This is a genomic window from Cupriavidus sp. 01L415, assembly GCF_056400065.1.
Genome location: NZ_JBFTSP010000011.1, coordinates 98,109 through 111,585, shown reverse-complemented (window position 1 = coordinate 111,585; position 13,477 = coordinate 98,109). Strand labels below are relative to the sequence as shown.

The 13,477-nt window shown below is 66.2% G+C and carries 14 protein-coding genes; 7 read left to right on the top strand and 7 right to left on the bottom strand.

Translation table 11 applies throughout. The features are described 5' to 3' along the window. Nucleotides 1-319: 319 nt before the first annotated feature. Nucleotides 320-1,756, top strand: a complete 1,437-nt coding sequence (gene cls, locus AC1DOX_RS17730; protein WP_441618236.1) for a cardiolipin synthase — start codon at nucleotides 320-322, stop codon at nucleotides 1,754-1,756. Between the two features lie 3 nt (nucleotides 1,757-1,759). Here cls and AC1DOX_RS17725 read toward each other — a convergent pair whose 3' ends face one another. Continuing rightward, a complete protein-coding gene (locus AC1DOX_RS17725; RefSeq protein ID WP_441618234.1) occupies nucleotides 1,760-2,290 on the bottom strand; it encodes an SRPBCC family protein in 531 nt (176 codons plus the stop codon). 102 nt (nucleotides 2,291-2,392) lie between these two features. On the opposite strand from AC1DOX_RS17725, the gene AC1DOX_RS17720 reads away from it, so the two are divergent. The 3 genes from AC1DOX_RS17720 to AC1DOX_RS17710 all read left to right on the top strand — a co-directional run bounded on the left by AC1DOX_RS17720 (nucleotide 2,393) and on the right by AC1DOX_RS17710 (nucleotide 4,112). Beyond that, nucleotides 2,393-3,058 (top strand): TetR/AcrR family transcriptional regulator, encoded by a 666-nt coding sequence (locus AC1DOX_RS17720; RefSeq protein WP_441618232.1) that lies wholly within the window; start codon nucleotides 2,393-2,395, stop codon nucleotides 3,056-3,058. 342 nt (nucleotides 3,059-3,400) lie between these two features. After that, complete coding sequence (locus tag AC1DOX_RS17715; protein ID WP_441618230.1) at nucleotides 3,401-3,841, top strand: hypothetical protein; 441 nt, start codon at nucleotides 3,401-3,403, stop codon at nucleotides 3,839-3,841. Nucleotides 3,842-3,923: 82 nt separating this feature from the next. Further along, nucleotides 3,924-4,112 carry a hypothetical protein gene (locus tag AC1DOX_RS17710; RefSeq protein WP_441618228.1) on the top strand — a complete coding sequence of 63 codons (189 nt, stop codon included), beginning with the start codon at nucleotides 3,924-3,926 and terminating at the stop codon, nucleotides 4,110-4,112. Between the two features lie 54 nt (nucleotides 4,113-4,166). On the opposite strand, the gene AC1DOX_RS17705 is transcribed toward AC1DOX_RS17710, so the two are convergent. From AC1DOX_RS17705 to AC1DOX_RS17680, 6 genes are all read right to left on the bottom strand, one after another. After that, nucleotides 4,167-4,592 (bottom strand): hypothetical protein, encoded by a 426-nt coding sequence (locus AC1DOX_RS17705; protein WP_092140277.1) that lies wholly within the window; start codon nucleotides 4,590-4,592, stop codon nucleotides 4,167-4,169. Between the two features lie 272 nt (nucleotides 4,593-4,864). Then, nucleotides 4,865-5,998, bottom strand: a complete 1,134-nt coding sequence (locus AC1DOX_RS17700; RefSeq protein WP_441618226.1) for an alpha/beta fold hydrolase — start codon at nucleotides 5,996-5,998, stop codon at nucleotides 4,865-4,867. 126 nt (nucleotides 5,999-6,124) lie between these two features. After that, entirely contained in the window at nucleotides 6,125-6,916 is a 792-nt protein-coding gene (locus tag AC1DOX_RS17695) for an endonuclease/exonuclease/phosphatase family protein (protein ID WP_441618224.1), read from the bottom strand. After that, entirely contained in the window at nucleotides 6,913-9,132 is a 2,220-nt protein-coding gene (locus AC1DOX_RS17690; protein WP_441618222.1) for a VTT domain-containing protein, read from the bottom strand. The genes AC1DOX_RS17695 and AC1DOX_RS17690 overlap by 4 nt, the downstream gene beginning before the upstream one ends. 216 nt (nucleotides 9,133-9,348) lie before the next feature. Beyond that, the gene (locus tag AC1DOX_RS17685; protein WP_441618220.1) at nucleotides 9,349-10,128 is read right to left on the bottom strand and encodes a helix-turn-helix transcriptional regulator; all 780 of its coding nucleotides are present in this window, start codon (nucleotides 10,126-10,128) and stop codon (nucleotides 9,349-9,351) included. Further along, nucleotides 10,112-11,020: a DMT family transporter gene (locus AC1DOX_RS17680; protein WP_441618218.1), complete on the bottom strand. Its 909-nt coding sequence runs from the start codon at nucleotides 11,018-11,020 to the stop codon at nucleotides 10,112-10,114. The genes AC1DOX_RS17685 and AC1DOX_RS17680 overlap by 17 nt, the downstream gene beginning before the upstream one ends. Before the next feature lie 175 nt (nucleotides 11,021-11,195). Between AC1DOX_RS17680 and AC1DOX_RS17675 the strand changes: the two genes are divergently transcribed. The 3 genes from AC1DOX_RS17675 to AC1DOX_RS17665 all read left to right on the top strand — a co-directional run bounded on the left by AC1DOX_RS17675 (nucleotide 11,196) and on the right by AC1DOX_RS17665 (nucleotide 13,449). Continuing rightward, nucleotides 11,196-12,113, top strand: coding sequence for an energy transducer TonB (locus AC1DOX_RS17675; RefSeq protein ID WP_477101440.1), 918 nt, complete (start codon nucleotides 11,196-11,198; stop codon nucleotides 12,111-12,113). 15 nt (nucleotides 12,114-12,128) lie between these two features. Further along, nucleotides 12,129-12,644, top strand: a complete 516-nt coding sequence (locus AC1DOX_RS17670) for a cupin domain-containing protein (protein WP_441618298.1) — start codon at nucleotides 12,129-12,131, stop codon at nucleotides 12,642-12,644. Nucleotides 12,645-12,816: 172 nt separating this feature from the next. Next, complete coding sequence (locus AC1DOX_RS17665) at nucleotides 12,817-13,449, top strand: LysE family translocator (RefSeq protein WP_441618212.1); 633 nt, start codon at nucleotides 12,817-12,819, stop codon at nucleotides 13,447-13,449. Nucleotides 13,450-13,477 lie beyond the last annotated feature (28 nt).

Below are 13,477 nucleotides of genomic sequence, written 5' to 3'. Positions count from 1 at the left end.
ATTGAAAGACGTAAAAACACGGTTCAGCGTACCCAGCGCCCGGGGCACGAACAATAGGAGAATCTTGAAAAAATTCAGGGGACGTCGGCAAGCGACAAGCTGTTACATTGGATAGCCGGAACATTCTTATCCACAGATTGTGTGGATAACTGCCAGGCCCGGACGACCTGGCGCGCGTCCGCAAGCCGTGGCATCGGCGCGCCTAAAAATGAGGCAGCCCTGCCGAATGGAATGCGCCGGACGGGGGATGCCGGTCAGCGGCGCGCTATGCCAGAATAGCGCTCATCGTGTACGGGTCTGCCAAGGCTGAAACCTGCCCATGTTGCTGAGTCCTAGCGTGATTGCCGCGGTCGTCGTGACCTTCCACGCTGTCGGCGTACTGGCCGCGCTGCACGCTGTCATGACGGTGCGGACGGCGCCGGGCGCCATCGCGTGGGCCGGATCGCTGGTGATGATGCCGTACTTCGCGCTGATTCCCTACCTGATCTTCGGTCGCAGCACGTTCGCCGGGTACGTCAACGCGCGGCGCTTCAACAACGATCGCCTCCGCGAAATTCGCCAGGGGATGAGTGCGCCGGAGCGAGACGCCCTCAGGGCGTGCGTGGTGGCCTCGCCCGCGCAGGCCTGCATGCGGGCATTGCCGCGCCTGACCGGCCTGCCGTGCCTTGCCAACAACAACGTGCGGCTGCTGATCAACGGCACGGAAACCTTCGAGGCGATCTTCGCCGCGATCGAAGCCGCCACGCAGGTGGTGCTGGTCCAGTTCTTCATCGTCCATGACGACGAACTCGGGCGGGAACTCCAGCGCCGCCTGTGCGAGCGCGCCCAATCCGGCGTCAAGGTCTATTTCCTCTACGACAGCATCGGCTGCCATGGCCTGGGGCGCGGCTATGTGCGCGTCCTCCAGCAGGCGGGCGTGGAGGCGCGGCCGTTTGCCACGCATCCCGGCTTTGTCAATCGTTTTCAGCTCAATTTCCGCAATCACCGCAAGCTCGTGATCGTCGATGGCGCGCGCGCGTTCGTCGGTGGCCACAACGTCGGCAACGAATACCTGGGCAAGCATCCTCCGCTGGCGCCCTGGCGCGACACGCATATCGAAATTCGCGGCGCCGCCGTGCTGGAGTTACAGATGGCGTTCGCGGAGGACTGGTACTGGGCGGCACGCGACGTGCCGTATCTGATGCTGCCACCGCAGGAGGCGGTGGGGGCGATGGTGTGCCAGATCGTGCCTTCGGGGCCCGCCGATGCCCAGGAAACCTGCTCGCTGTTCTTTGTCGAGGCGATCCAGTCCGCGCGCGAGCGGCTCTGGATCACGTCGCCGTATTTCGTCCCGGACGAGGCCGTGTTCGCCATGTTGCGGCTGGCCGTGCTGCGCGGCGTGGACGTGCGCATCCTCATTCCGTCGCGGCCGGACCATCTGGTGGTCTACGCGGCCTCCACGCTCTACGCCTATCAGGCCATCTGCGCGGGTGTGCGGATCTACCGCTACCAGCCGGGTTTCCTGCACCAGAAGGTCATCCTGATTGACGACGAGGCCGCGGCAATCGGGACGGCCAATCTCGACAACCGCTCGTTCCGGCTTAACTTCGAGATGATGGTGATGACCGCCCATCTGGATTTCGCGCGTGACGTGACGCGCATGCTCGAGGCCGACTTTGCGCAGGCGCGGGAGATCGGCCGCGAGGAATTCTTGTCGTCACCGGCGATCATGCGGGTGGCCATGCACGTGGCGAAGCTGTTCGCGCCGATTCTCTGAAAGCTATTGCTCCGCGGCGGACTTCAGGCTGGCGAGTCCGGCCTCGAAGTCCTGCCCGACCATTTTGTCCATCGAAAAGAACAACTGCATGATCTTGCCGATAAAGGTATTGGGACCATGCATGGCCCAGGTGACTTCGGTGGCAGTGGCGCCAGCGGGGCGCAGCGTGAAGTCAACGTTGTTGTGCGCCTCGAACGGCTTGGTGAAGTCCAGCCGCAGGCTGACACGCGATGGCGCATGCGTATCGGTAATCTCCATGCTGCCCATGCCGATGTCCTTGTTGCCCTCCCACGCATAGGTGGCACCCTTGCCCTCGGGCGATCCGCCATAAGTGCGCTTCATCGATGGGTCTTTCTTCTCGTAGGGAGACCAGGCGTCCCAACGGTGGAAGTTCGCCAGGTACGGATATATCTTGTCGGGCGATGCCTGGATGGTGGTGCGGCGTTCCACGCGGAAGCTGTCGGGGCGGGTGGCCGCATAGAACAGCACAAGCGCGATCAGGGCAATCACAACAAGGGAAATGGTCTTCAGCACGGGCGTCTCCTGGGTCTCTTGCGTCAGTATCTGGCGGCATTTGTGTACACTGTCTACTATAAGCTAGCAGATAGTGTGGACAGCGTCCACATCGGAGTGGAAATGAACCGAACCGCCGCCGCAACGCCGCCCACGCCGCCTACGCCGCCCACGCGCACCACCTACCGGCACGGCGATCTCCGCCGCGCGTTGCTGGAAGCCGGCATCGACCTGGCCCGCACGGGAGGTCCGGACGCCGTCGTCTTGCGCGAAGCCACGCGCCGCGCGGGCGTGGTGCCCAATGCCGCCTATCGACACTTCGCCAGCCGCCAGGACCTGCTACAGGCGGTGCGCGCCGCCGCCTTGTCGGGGCTGGCGATGGCGATGGAGGCCCAGCTTGGCGCGCTGCCGCCAGATGCCTCGCCGGCGGACCGGGCGCGTGGCAGCCTGCGCGCCGTTGGGACCGGGTATTTGCAATTTGCGCTGGCGGAGACCGGCTTGTTTCGCACCGCGTTCTCGGTGCCGGATGACGTGGAAGACGATGCCGACCCCGCCAAGGCCGGTAACAGTGGACTCAATCCGTTCCAGCTGCTGGGCGCGGCGCTGGACCACTGGGTGGATGCGGGACTGCTGCCGCCCGAGCGCCGCCCCGGCGCGGAGTATGTCGCATGGTCCGCGGTGCATGGGCTTGCGATCCTCCTGATCGATGGCCCGCTGCGCGGCCGCGCGCAGGAGCAAGCGGGCATCATCGGGCAGCGGCTGCTGGACATGGTCGAGAACGGTTTGTAAATTCGCATACGACAAATCGTCCGATCAGATAAAAAAATGCCGCGTGGCGGGGACCACGCAGCATCGAAGGGTAGAACACCAGGGAGGGGTTGACCTTGGTGCCCATCGGGTTACCCGCATTGCGCGAGCGACGCCAAGTGTATTGAGACGAATCTGATCCGAAAATCGGAGATCGTCTAATTGCTCTGAGCAGGGAGTCGCGCCTGTCCGCATCCCGAATCGGACTTCCAGGCACGATTCCTGTCTAACATTGAGTCAGACCTTGCAGATATCGTCGCAGTCGAGGAGACCACGATGGGACGCGCCCGCAGGTGGGTATTGGGGGGGATCGCCGGAGCCACTTTGACTCTGGGCGGATGCGTGGCGTACCCGGGTTACGACGCCTATGGCTATGGCTACGCCGACGGCTACCCGCTGGGCTATTACGGCACGTACTACAACGGCTACGCGAGCGACTCCAGCTACTCCAGCTACTACGGCGGCAGCTATCCGGCCTATTCCGGGTACTACTACGGCGGCTATCCGTATTACTACGGTGGCTGGCCGGTCTACGGCGGGTTCTACGGCAGTGTCTGGTATCGCGGCGGGTATGGCGGCTACCGCGGCTACTACGGCGGCTATCGCGGATACCGGGGCTATCGCGGCTACGGCGGGTACGGTGGATACAGAGGGTACGGTGGATACAGAGGGTACGGTGGCTATCACGGCTACGGCGGCTGGCACGGCGGCGGACAAGGCAGCTATGGCGGCAGCCGTGGTGGTGGACGCGGCGGGCGCCGCTAGGCGATGGATCCGCCTGGCAAGCAGGCCCTAGCCGCACTACCATCAAAGCCTGCTGCTGCCGTCCACAGAGGAGTCTTGCGACATGACCAAGTCCAGCCCATCTCGGAAACCGGCCGCAAAGCCTCAGACCGGCAAGCCCGCTCCGTCACGCGACGACATGGTCGAAGCGGAGTTGGACGAAGCCTTGCGTGAGACATTTCCGGCCAGCGATCCGATCGCCGTGGATCCCAATCCGCGCAGCGCACCCGAAGGCGACCCGGCCAGGCGCTAAGGCGCTCTGGCCGTCGAGGTACTAAATCGCTGAGATGCCGGGTCGGCAGGCAGCCTATGGCAACTGCCGTAACTGACCGATGACAGACATCAGCCGACCGTGCGCGACGATGACCGATGACTCATCTTGCAGCGCCTCCTGGTAGCGCTTGCGGAAGGCTTCGTCGCCCCGTTCGCTGAATAGTTTCTGCGCGGCACCGGCCACGGCGCGGCAGGTGTCGTCGTGATGCTCATCGCCCTCGAGCTCCTCGTCGATCTCGATAATCAGACGCGATAACGGGTCCAGCCACCGGAAAAAGGTTTCCTCGGTGACCAGTTGCACGAATTGCCCCGCGGGGATCGGTCCATGAAGCCGCTCGTATTGGCCGCGGTCGTAGCCGATGACTTCCTTGTGCACCTGGAGCAAGGCCGCGCGCAAGGCGCGCAGTCCGGAACGGCGGGTTTCCTGGGTGGCAAGGAATTGTTCGCTGGGCATGCCCATCTCCACTTTCCTGTTCATGGGCAGGTTGTATCGACATGACCCGTCGGCAGCGTCCTCCCGGGAACCGCCTTCACCTGCCCGCTATTGTTGGGCCCACGCAACCACTCTTTTTGAGCGTGCACTGTGTGCAAGTCAGTATAGGTAGCAAGCGTGGGCCGATCTAGCGCGGCAGCCTAGCGAAATACCCGTATTGCGGCCCTGCGCCAAGGCGTGGCGGCCACGTCTGGCGCGGCGCCGCATCCTCGGCGCGTTGCAGTGCAATGCGCCTGCCTTTACTTCTGCGCAGGCAACTCCTGCATCAGTTGCACCAGGTAGCCCTTCCAGATTTCCGGATGCGCAAGCGTCTGGTGGCCGAAGGTGTGCTCGCTTTCCGGCATCTCCACAAACTTGCCTTGGGGCACCTTCGACACCGTACGCTGCATGACGCCAAGATCCACGGCGTTGATCATGTCATCCGCAAAGTTGACCGCAAAGAGCGGGGCGCGGATCTTGCCAAGGTCCGGCTCCGGGTTGTAGTCCCACGACGACTCGAACCAGTAGAGGTAGTCGTTCGCATCCAGGGTCCGGCTGTCCGATACGGCCTTGTCGAAATACTGGTTGACCTGGTCGCGCGTGGGCGCGGTGCGCTGCAAGGTGGCTGCGCTCTGCGTCATCAGCGCGAAGAGCGGCACGGTGTTGGTCCAGCGCGCGGGTTGCCGCGCGTAGTTGCCACCGTTCCACTCGGGGTCATTGCGGATTGCCTCGATCAGCGTGCGACGCCACAGCCAGTTTCGGCCGGACATCGCCACCGGCTGGCTGGCGATCGGCATCAGCGCATCCATCATCTCGGGGTGGCGCTGTCCCCATATCCACGTCTGCATGCCACCCATCGACGTGCCGAGCACCAGCCGCAGGTGATCCACCTTCAGCCCCTCCGTCAGCAGGCGATAGTGGCCTTCCACGACGTCGTTATAGCCATAGCGCGGAAAGCCGGCGCGCAGGCCATCGCTGGGTTTGCTCGAGCCGCCGCGGCCAATGCCGTCCGGCATGACGATGTAGTAGCGCGACGCGTCCAGCGGCTGCCCCGGTGCGAAGAGCTCCTTCTGCATCAGCGGCGTCAGAAACGCGCGGCCCGTCCCCGTGGTGCCGTGGAGCAGCAGCACGGCGTTGTTGACCTTGCCGTCGGCACCGCGCGTGGGGGTGCCCAGCGTGGTGTAGTGCAGCTTCAGGGTCGGCAACGTCTGGCCATCTTGGAAGCGGAAATCGCGTACCACTGCTTCGCCGTCCTTCGGCTGGAGGGCCGATGCGGGCGTCGCGGCCTGGGTCGGGCCCTGGCCCGGGGTTGAGGTCTGGGCCTGCGCCATGCCCCATCCCAGTGCCGCCGCGACGATCCATGGCGTCACGCCGCGCATTGCAGTCTTGCTCATCGAATATCTCCCTTGTGTTGTTTGAGTACGCGGGATCATACGCGCGGCGTGCGCGTTCTGCAGGCGCGCGTGTTGCGGCTACAACGCGGCCACCATGCGACCCTGATCCGAGCACAATGTAGCGCTTCAGCGATGCTGCGGCAGCCCCATCACGCCGGCTTCGGCGAGGCCTGCGGGTGCTGTCAGCCGCAGTTGCGCCAGCAGGGGCAAATGGTCCGATGCCAGGCGTGCCAGCGGGCTGCGATGGCTCGACACCGAGACCAGATGCGCGCGCGGCGAGGTCCAGATCCGGTCGAGTGCCAGCAGCGGCCGTCGCGATGGAAATGTCGAGACGTGCGGCGTGCGTTCGAAATACGCATGCAGCCAGCGCAGGGGACGGCCCCACAGGAACCACTCGTTAACGTCGCCCAGCAGGATCGTCGGTTGCGGGGGCGCCTCGGCTAGCGCAGTCAATAGCCTGCGCACCTGCCAACGGCGTTCGCTGGGGCGCAGGCCCAGGTGTGTGGCGATCACGCGCAGGGGAAAGGTGCCGTGCCCGATCGCGTCGCACGCCAGTAGCGTGTCGATGGCGCCGCGCGGCTCGCGGCCCTTGACGCTCAGGTCGATATGGCGGACGAGCAGGGGCTGGTAGCGTGTCAACAGCGCATTGCCATAGTCACCGTCGGCCCGCGCCAGCGTAGGACCCGGGATGGCAAGCAGACCACTGTGGCCGGCCAGGAAACGGAGCATGTCGAACCCCGTCTCCCGGGTTTCAACCTCTTGCAGGGCGATGAGGTCCGCGCCGAGCTCTCGCAGTACGTCCCCGATGCGATTGGGCACGAAACGGCCGTCCGTGCCGACGCCGCCGTGGATGTTGTAGCTGGCCACCGCGATGTCGGCGGGAAGTCCCGCCGTCTGCGGCGGCGCCGGGGCGTTCACGCGGCACCCTCGCGTGACGGCGTGCGCGCGCAGGCGCCGGACCGTGGCGGTGGTGCGGCGCCGTGGCCGTGGCCATTCGAGGCGTGGGCATGGCGTCGCCGGCGTCGGCGCAACACCCACAGCACGGTGGCAGGCACCAGCAATACCAGCGCCAGCAGGGCGAAGGTGAGCGCGCCGGGATTGCGCGCGACGGCGGCGATGCGGTCCACCAGCGACGCGGAGATGATGATGCCCGGCGTCATGCCAATCGCCGTGCCGAGCAGGCAGTCGCGCAAGCTGATGCGCGATGCGCCCACCGCCAGATTCACCAGCGTGAACGGCGCCACCGGAACCAGCCGCAGGACCACCATCGCCAGCAGGCCATGCTGCCCCACCTGCTGGCTCAGCCGGTTCAGCCGGCGTCCGCCAAAGCGGCGCACCGCGTTGCGTCCGAGCAATCGGCCCGCGGTGTGGCCGGCCGCCGTGCTCAGCACGGTGCCGCACAAGGCCAGCACGCCGCCGTAAAGCGGCCCGAACACCACCACCGTCACCACGATCAGCACGGTCACGGGCACCATCACCAACCCGCCCACGACATACGCCGCCATCATGGCCACCGGCGCCAGCGGCATGTCATCCACGCGGTGCACCAACGCCAGCAGGTGCCTGAAATCCGCCCATTCGCGCAGCGGCGTATAGCGCCATGCAAAGGCCAGCCCGGCGAGCACGACGACCAGCAGCACCACCATCGCCACGCGGCCCGCCACACGCGGGCGGGCTTCATGGCTGACGAACTCGGCCATGACCTCGTCACGGTCGATGGGTTCGATCGGGTCCAGCAGCGAGGCGTCCGGCAGGGCGGCATCCACATCCTCGGGCACCGTCGGCAAGAAGCGCTCAAGCGTGCGGCCGCCCCCACGGTGCAGCGTGGCGATGGCCGCGTGCAGGCCGTCGCTGCGCGCCAGGGCCGTGTCCAGTTCGCCGGGCGTCACGGCCAGATGCTCGCTCAGTAGCCGACCACGCATGGCGCGAATCGCCGATGCGATCCGTGCTTCGCCACGGCACTCGATCACGAGGTTGCATTCGGTATCGAGGCCGAACGAGCGGTTGCTCAGGTTGGCCGATCCGATCGTCAGCAGGCGGTCGTCGACCACCATGACCTTGCTGTGCACATTGACGCAGGCGTCGCCGAGATTCGGGACGTGCGGGCAGTAGAGCTGGAACCGCCCGTGCGTGTCGGCCTCGCGCAGTTGCCGGCAGATCCGTGCGCGCAGCACGCCCATGCTGGCTTCCTCGAGCCAGCCGCTTTCCGTGCGGCGCGATACCAGCGCGATATCCGGCCCATCGGGCTCGCGCAGACGTTCGGCCAAGGCATCGGCGATCAGGCCGGAGCTGAAGTACTGGTTCTCCAGATAGATGTCATCGCGCGCCGCGCCAATGGCGTCCTCGTAGAGCGCACGGATTTCACTGACGGCCGGCTCGTCGTCGCAGGCGGGCGCGGTGCGGCTGATACCGACGCGGGCATCGGTGAGATCGGGTTGTACGGCATCCGGCCAGGCGTCTCCCGCTGGTGCCACCGGCTCGCGCGGATGGCGACCCGTGGCACGCAGCCAGCGCGCCGCGGCCAGTTCACCCAGTGCCCCTGCGGCCGGACCATCGACCATGCACTGCACGTCGTGGAAAGGCGGATAGGGCTTGCCGTCCGGATCCACGCGACGGGGATCGTCGGCCAGGTGATGATGGGTATCCCAGCGTCGGATCGTGAGGTCCAGTCCGCCGACAAACGCCACCTGATGATCGATCACCACGACCTTCTGGTGATGCGATGCACCGGCCGGGTGGTTGCCGTCGAGCTGGAACGACAGGCGATGGTGCGTTTGCCAGTGCGTCCTCGCCGCCGGCAGCCATTCGCGTTCGAGGGCAAACACCATCGCGAAGTCCCAGCTCAGCACATAGACGTGCAGCCCGCGCCGGCGACGACACAGGGCATTCAGGAAATCGCGCAATCCGTCGGGCAGGCCGTCATCAGGAGCACCCGGAGCACCCGGAGCAAGTTGCATCCGGCTGTCGATGTCCCAGCCGAGGATGAACACGCTGTGCTCCGCGCGGATCAGCGATTGCCGCAGCGCCGAAAAATAGGCGTCCGCATCCACCAGCATCGCAAAGCGCTGGCAGGGCTTTACCCGCCAGCAGTTGGTGCCGGGTTGCAGGATTGAGGGGCTTGGGGTTGCGATCACGCCGGAGCCGGCGCAATTTCCGTACCGGTTGCGGCGACGCGGTTCGCCACCGCATCGCCGCGTGCGCGCCCGACGTACGCGTTACGGCGCCCGGTGCGATGGAGTTGCCGTTCCTACGAGCCTTGCCACCAGCCTTTGTAACTTGCCCTTGTAAATTCTTCCATCCCGTCCCCGGGACTTGTCACGAGGAATCGCCGGCGCGAGGCGTCGTGGCCGTCACGCAGGCGGCGCGATGGCAGCGGCTCGCCACGCCCCTGGCGGCATGCCGAAGCGCCGCGCAAACGCGCGCGTGAACGTCGTCTGGTCCGGATAGCCCACGGCAAAGGCAATCTCGGCCAGTGGCATCGTGCCAGCCATCAGCCACTGCACGGCCTGATCCAGCCGCAGACGGGTCTGGTAGCCATGCGGCGTGTCGCCGAACGCTTCGCAGAAGAGGGTATGGAAGCGCCGCGCGCCCCAGCCGAAATGCGCGGCCAGCTGGTCGCCGCGCAGGGGCGCGGCCAGGTTGGCTCGCAGGCAGGCATCGATCGCCATGACGGGGAAGCGGGCAGCCTCGTGCGATGCGGATTCCAGACCGAGCGTGGTCGCCAGATCTCCGGCCAGTGCCGCGGCATGTTGCCATGCGCGCTGCGGCGGGGCGCCGGGCGGGTCCGGACGTGCCGCCGCCAGCGACCGCACACGACTGGCGAACGCGCCTTCAATTGCAAACGTGCGCGGCCGCGCCATCAGCCGGCCGGGCAACGCGACCGAACCTGCGGGGAAGTCCGCTACTACCTGGAGGTTGGCGCGCAGGCCGACGCAGACGTGATGGTCGCCAGCGGGCACCACCAGTCCGTGCTCGCCATCCACGCGATAGGCGTGGCCGTCGATCTCCAGTTCGATAGCGCCATCCACGCCAAACAGCAACTGATGGTAGTCGTGCGCATGGCCGAGCGGCCACGGCTGGTAGCGCCGCAGGTCGACCAGCGGGGCGGCGTGATCAGCGCGCCTGGGCATGGCGAAGTCTGCCTTGTGTCTGGCACAGCCAGACGCCCGCGCCGGCCACCGCCATGCCGATCCACTGGACCGGGCCCAGATGGTCGCCAAATAGCAGTGCAGCCTGGACGGCCGCAAGAGGCGGCGCCAGGAACATCAGCGCCGCGGCATTGGCAGCCTGCCCGCGACGCACCAGGCCCAGCAACAGCCACGTGCCCGCACCGGACAGCACAAACGCCGCCCAGCCAAGCGATGTCCACAGCGTCAGGCCGGGGGTCCAACGCAATGTGTCGACATCGCCCGTTGCACAAACCAGGATGCCGGCCACCAGCATCGCACCGGCGTTCTGCCAGGCTGAGCTGGTGCGAATGTCTGCTCGCGAAATCGAGGTCTTCTGCAACAAGGTTCCCATGGTGATGGAAAGAATGGCCAGCACGCCAATCAGGACAATCCACGGCGACACCGCATTCGGCGCGCCGGCCCGCATCGCCGGCAGCACCACCAGGCCCACGCCGAAAGCGCCCAGTGCCAGCCCGCGCCACGTGCGCGGGGAAGGCAGCTCCTTCAGCAGCGGAATGGCAAGCAGCGCCGTCAGCAACGGCTGCAGCGCCCCCAGCAGCGCCATCACCGACGGGGAAAGCCCGTGTGCCACCGCGCCGTAACCGGCACACAGGTAGATCCCCTGCATCAACGCGCCGGCGATCAGATGGCGCGGCACTTCCCGCAGCGCCGGCCACCTGGCACCACCAGCCATGGCGGCGATGCCGAACATCACCGCCGCCAGCCCGAAGCGCGCCAGCAAGAACAGGTTGGTATCGGCGACGGGCACGACCGCCTTGCCGACGATAAAGCCGGTGGACCAGATCAGGACGAAGGCCAGGCCGGGCAGCCAGGCGGGGAGGGGGCGTGACATGATGCAACGGCCGTAAAGCAGCCAGCGTAGCGGAAATTGTGCGGAAGGGTATCGCGAGCGGGCAGGGCTGTCTTGGCAATTCCTGCAACGCACTGACAGGGAAATGGCTTCCCGTACTACAGGCCATGACGATTTGTGATCTGGACCCGCCTTTTTGGTGCCAGGATGCCGCGGATTGAGCGAAAATGCCGCTCGCACCTGGAAGCGGATCGCCCGCACCCGTGTGCGCCACGCCAACAACAAGAAAGGGGTCTTCGTGGTGAAACGATGGTGGATCGCGGTCTGCGCGCTGGCAAGCATCGCAGCCCATGCGGACGGGCTGCAGCCCGAAGTGCCGATATCCGGCCCACTCGCCGTCACGGCGATGGTGGAGAGCCTGTACGCCACCCGCGTGCAGGAGGATTTGCTGCGCAAGGCGCGTGACGCGACGGAAGGCGGGCCCTACCGGCCGGGCTTGTTCCACTGCCTTGCAACCGTGAGCCATGCGTCAGTCGGCGCAGCGCTTGCCCCCGTCGCCATGCAGAACCTGACTGCGGAGGAGATCGCGACGGTCACCACCTTCATCGCCAGCCGCACCGGCGAGAAATTCCGCTGGGTGCGCGGTCCGTGGCAGGCAAGGGCCGCCGCGCCGAACGTCGCGCCACTCAGCCAGGCCGATCTCGATACCCTGCGGGCCTTTGCTGACAGCACCGTCGGTACCAAGCTGACCATCGTCCCGTCCCTGCCGGCACTGGTGACCGCGATTGGCGATTTCGAAGAACGGACGCTTGCGCGTTGCATGGCCTTGCCCGTGGGCCCGCTATCGGAGCGTCGAAACGCTACGCTGGCGGAAGCGGGATGCACGCCGCCGCTGCCGGTGCGCTATCCGGCTTCGGCCCGCCGCAGCCAGCAGAGCGGCCGCGTCGACGTGGCATTCTGGGTGGACAAGCAAGGCGCCCTCGAGACGACCGCGGTGGTGCACTCGTCGCGCGTCGAGGCCCTGGATCGCGAGGCCGAGCGCGCCGTGCGCGGCATGCGATGCAAGGTGCTGGAGATTCAGGGCGTGCCAACATCGTTTACGGCGATTCAGCCGATCCAGTTCGAGCTGAAGTAGCCACAAGGAAGCATGATGACAATCCAGCCATCCAGCCCGCGGCACCGCCTGATCCGGGAACTCGGGCTGACGCCGCATCCCGAAGGCGGTTTCTATCGGGAGACCTACCGCGATGCCGCGCGGGTCGTGCGTCAGGCCGACGGCGCCGAGCTGAGCGCGTCGACGGCGATCTACTACCTCTTGTGCGACGACGCGTTTTCCGCGTGGCACCGCATCCGCGCGGACGAAGGCTGGCATTTCTATGCCGGCGATCCGCTCGACGTGCATGTGCTGCATGCGGACGGCACGCTGCTGACGCATCACCTGGGCAATCCGCTGGTGGCACCCGGCACCACGTACCAGGTAGTAGTGCCGGCGGGATGCTGGTTTGCGGCTGAACGCGCGCGTGGCGACAGCGGCTTCTCGCTGGCAGGTTGCACCGTGGCGCCGGGGTTCGAGTTCAGCGAATTCGAACTGGCCGATCCGGCAGCGCTGGCATCGGCCCATCCCGCCCATGCCAGCCTGATCGCGCGACTGGGCGCCCGAAGATAGAGAGCGCCGGGCGCTCAGGTAGGCCCTAAGCGGCTTCAAGAGGCCTCGGCGGCCTGCTCCGGCGCAGGCCGCATCGAAACTGGCACAGCGGATTTCCTCTTAACTGGACCGGTTCAAACGGCGATGGATTGCGCAAACTGCTCCCATCCGTCCTCATCGCCGAGGTGCCGAAATGATGGCTTCCTTCCTGACCACTAATCTGCTCATCGCCTGGTCCGCGTACTTCATCGGCGCCGCCAGTCCCGGCCCCAGCAACCTTGCCATCATGTCGATCGCCACGACATCGGGCCGCAAGGCCGCGCTGGTGTTCGCCGGCGGCGTGCTGTCGGGGTCGGTCTTCTGGGCCTCGCTGGCCACGCTTGGCTTGTCCGCTGCACTGGTGGCCTGGTCCGGTTTTCTGAGCGTGGCGAAAGTCCTGGGTGGGCTGTATCTGCTCTGGCTGGCATTCAAGTCCGGGAGGGCGGCGCTGAAGCCGGCGTCCGGCAACCATGCGCCATCCGCCGCAGAGCTATCGAACAGACGGCTCTACCTGCGCGGCGCGCTGCTGCAATTCACCAATCCCAAGACGATCCTGGTTTGGATCTCCGTCGTGGCGCTGGCGTCGCCGGCAGGCGGCGGCTCGGCCCATATGCTGACCGTGGTTGCCGGCTGCCTGTCGATTGCGTTCTGCGTGTTTGGCGGCTACGCGTTGCTGTTTTCGACGGCGGTCGCACGGCGGCTCTACCTGTCACTGCGTCGTTGGCTGGATGGCTGCCTGGCCGTGGCCTTCGGCGTGGCGGGATACCGGCTGTTGACCTCGCGCTGAGGATTGGCGTGCGGAAATGAAGCCGGCA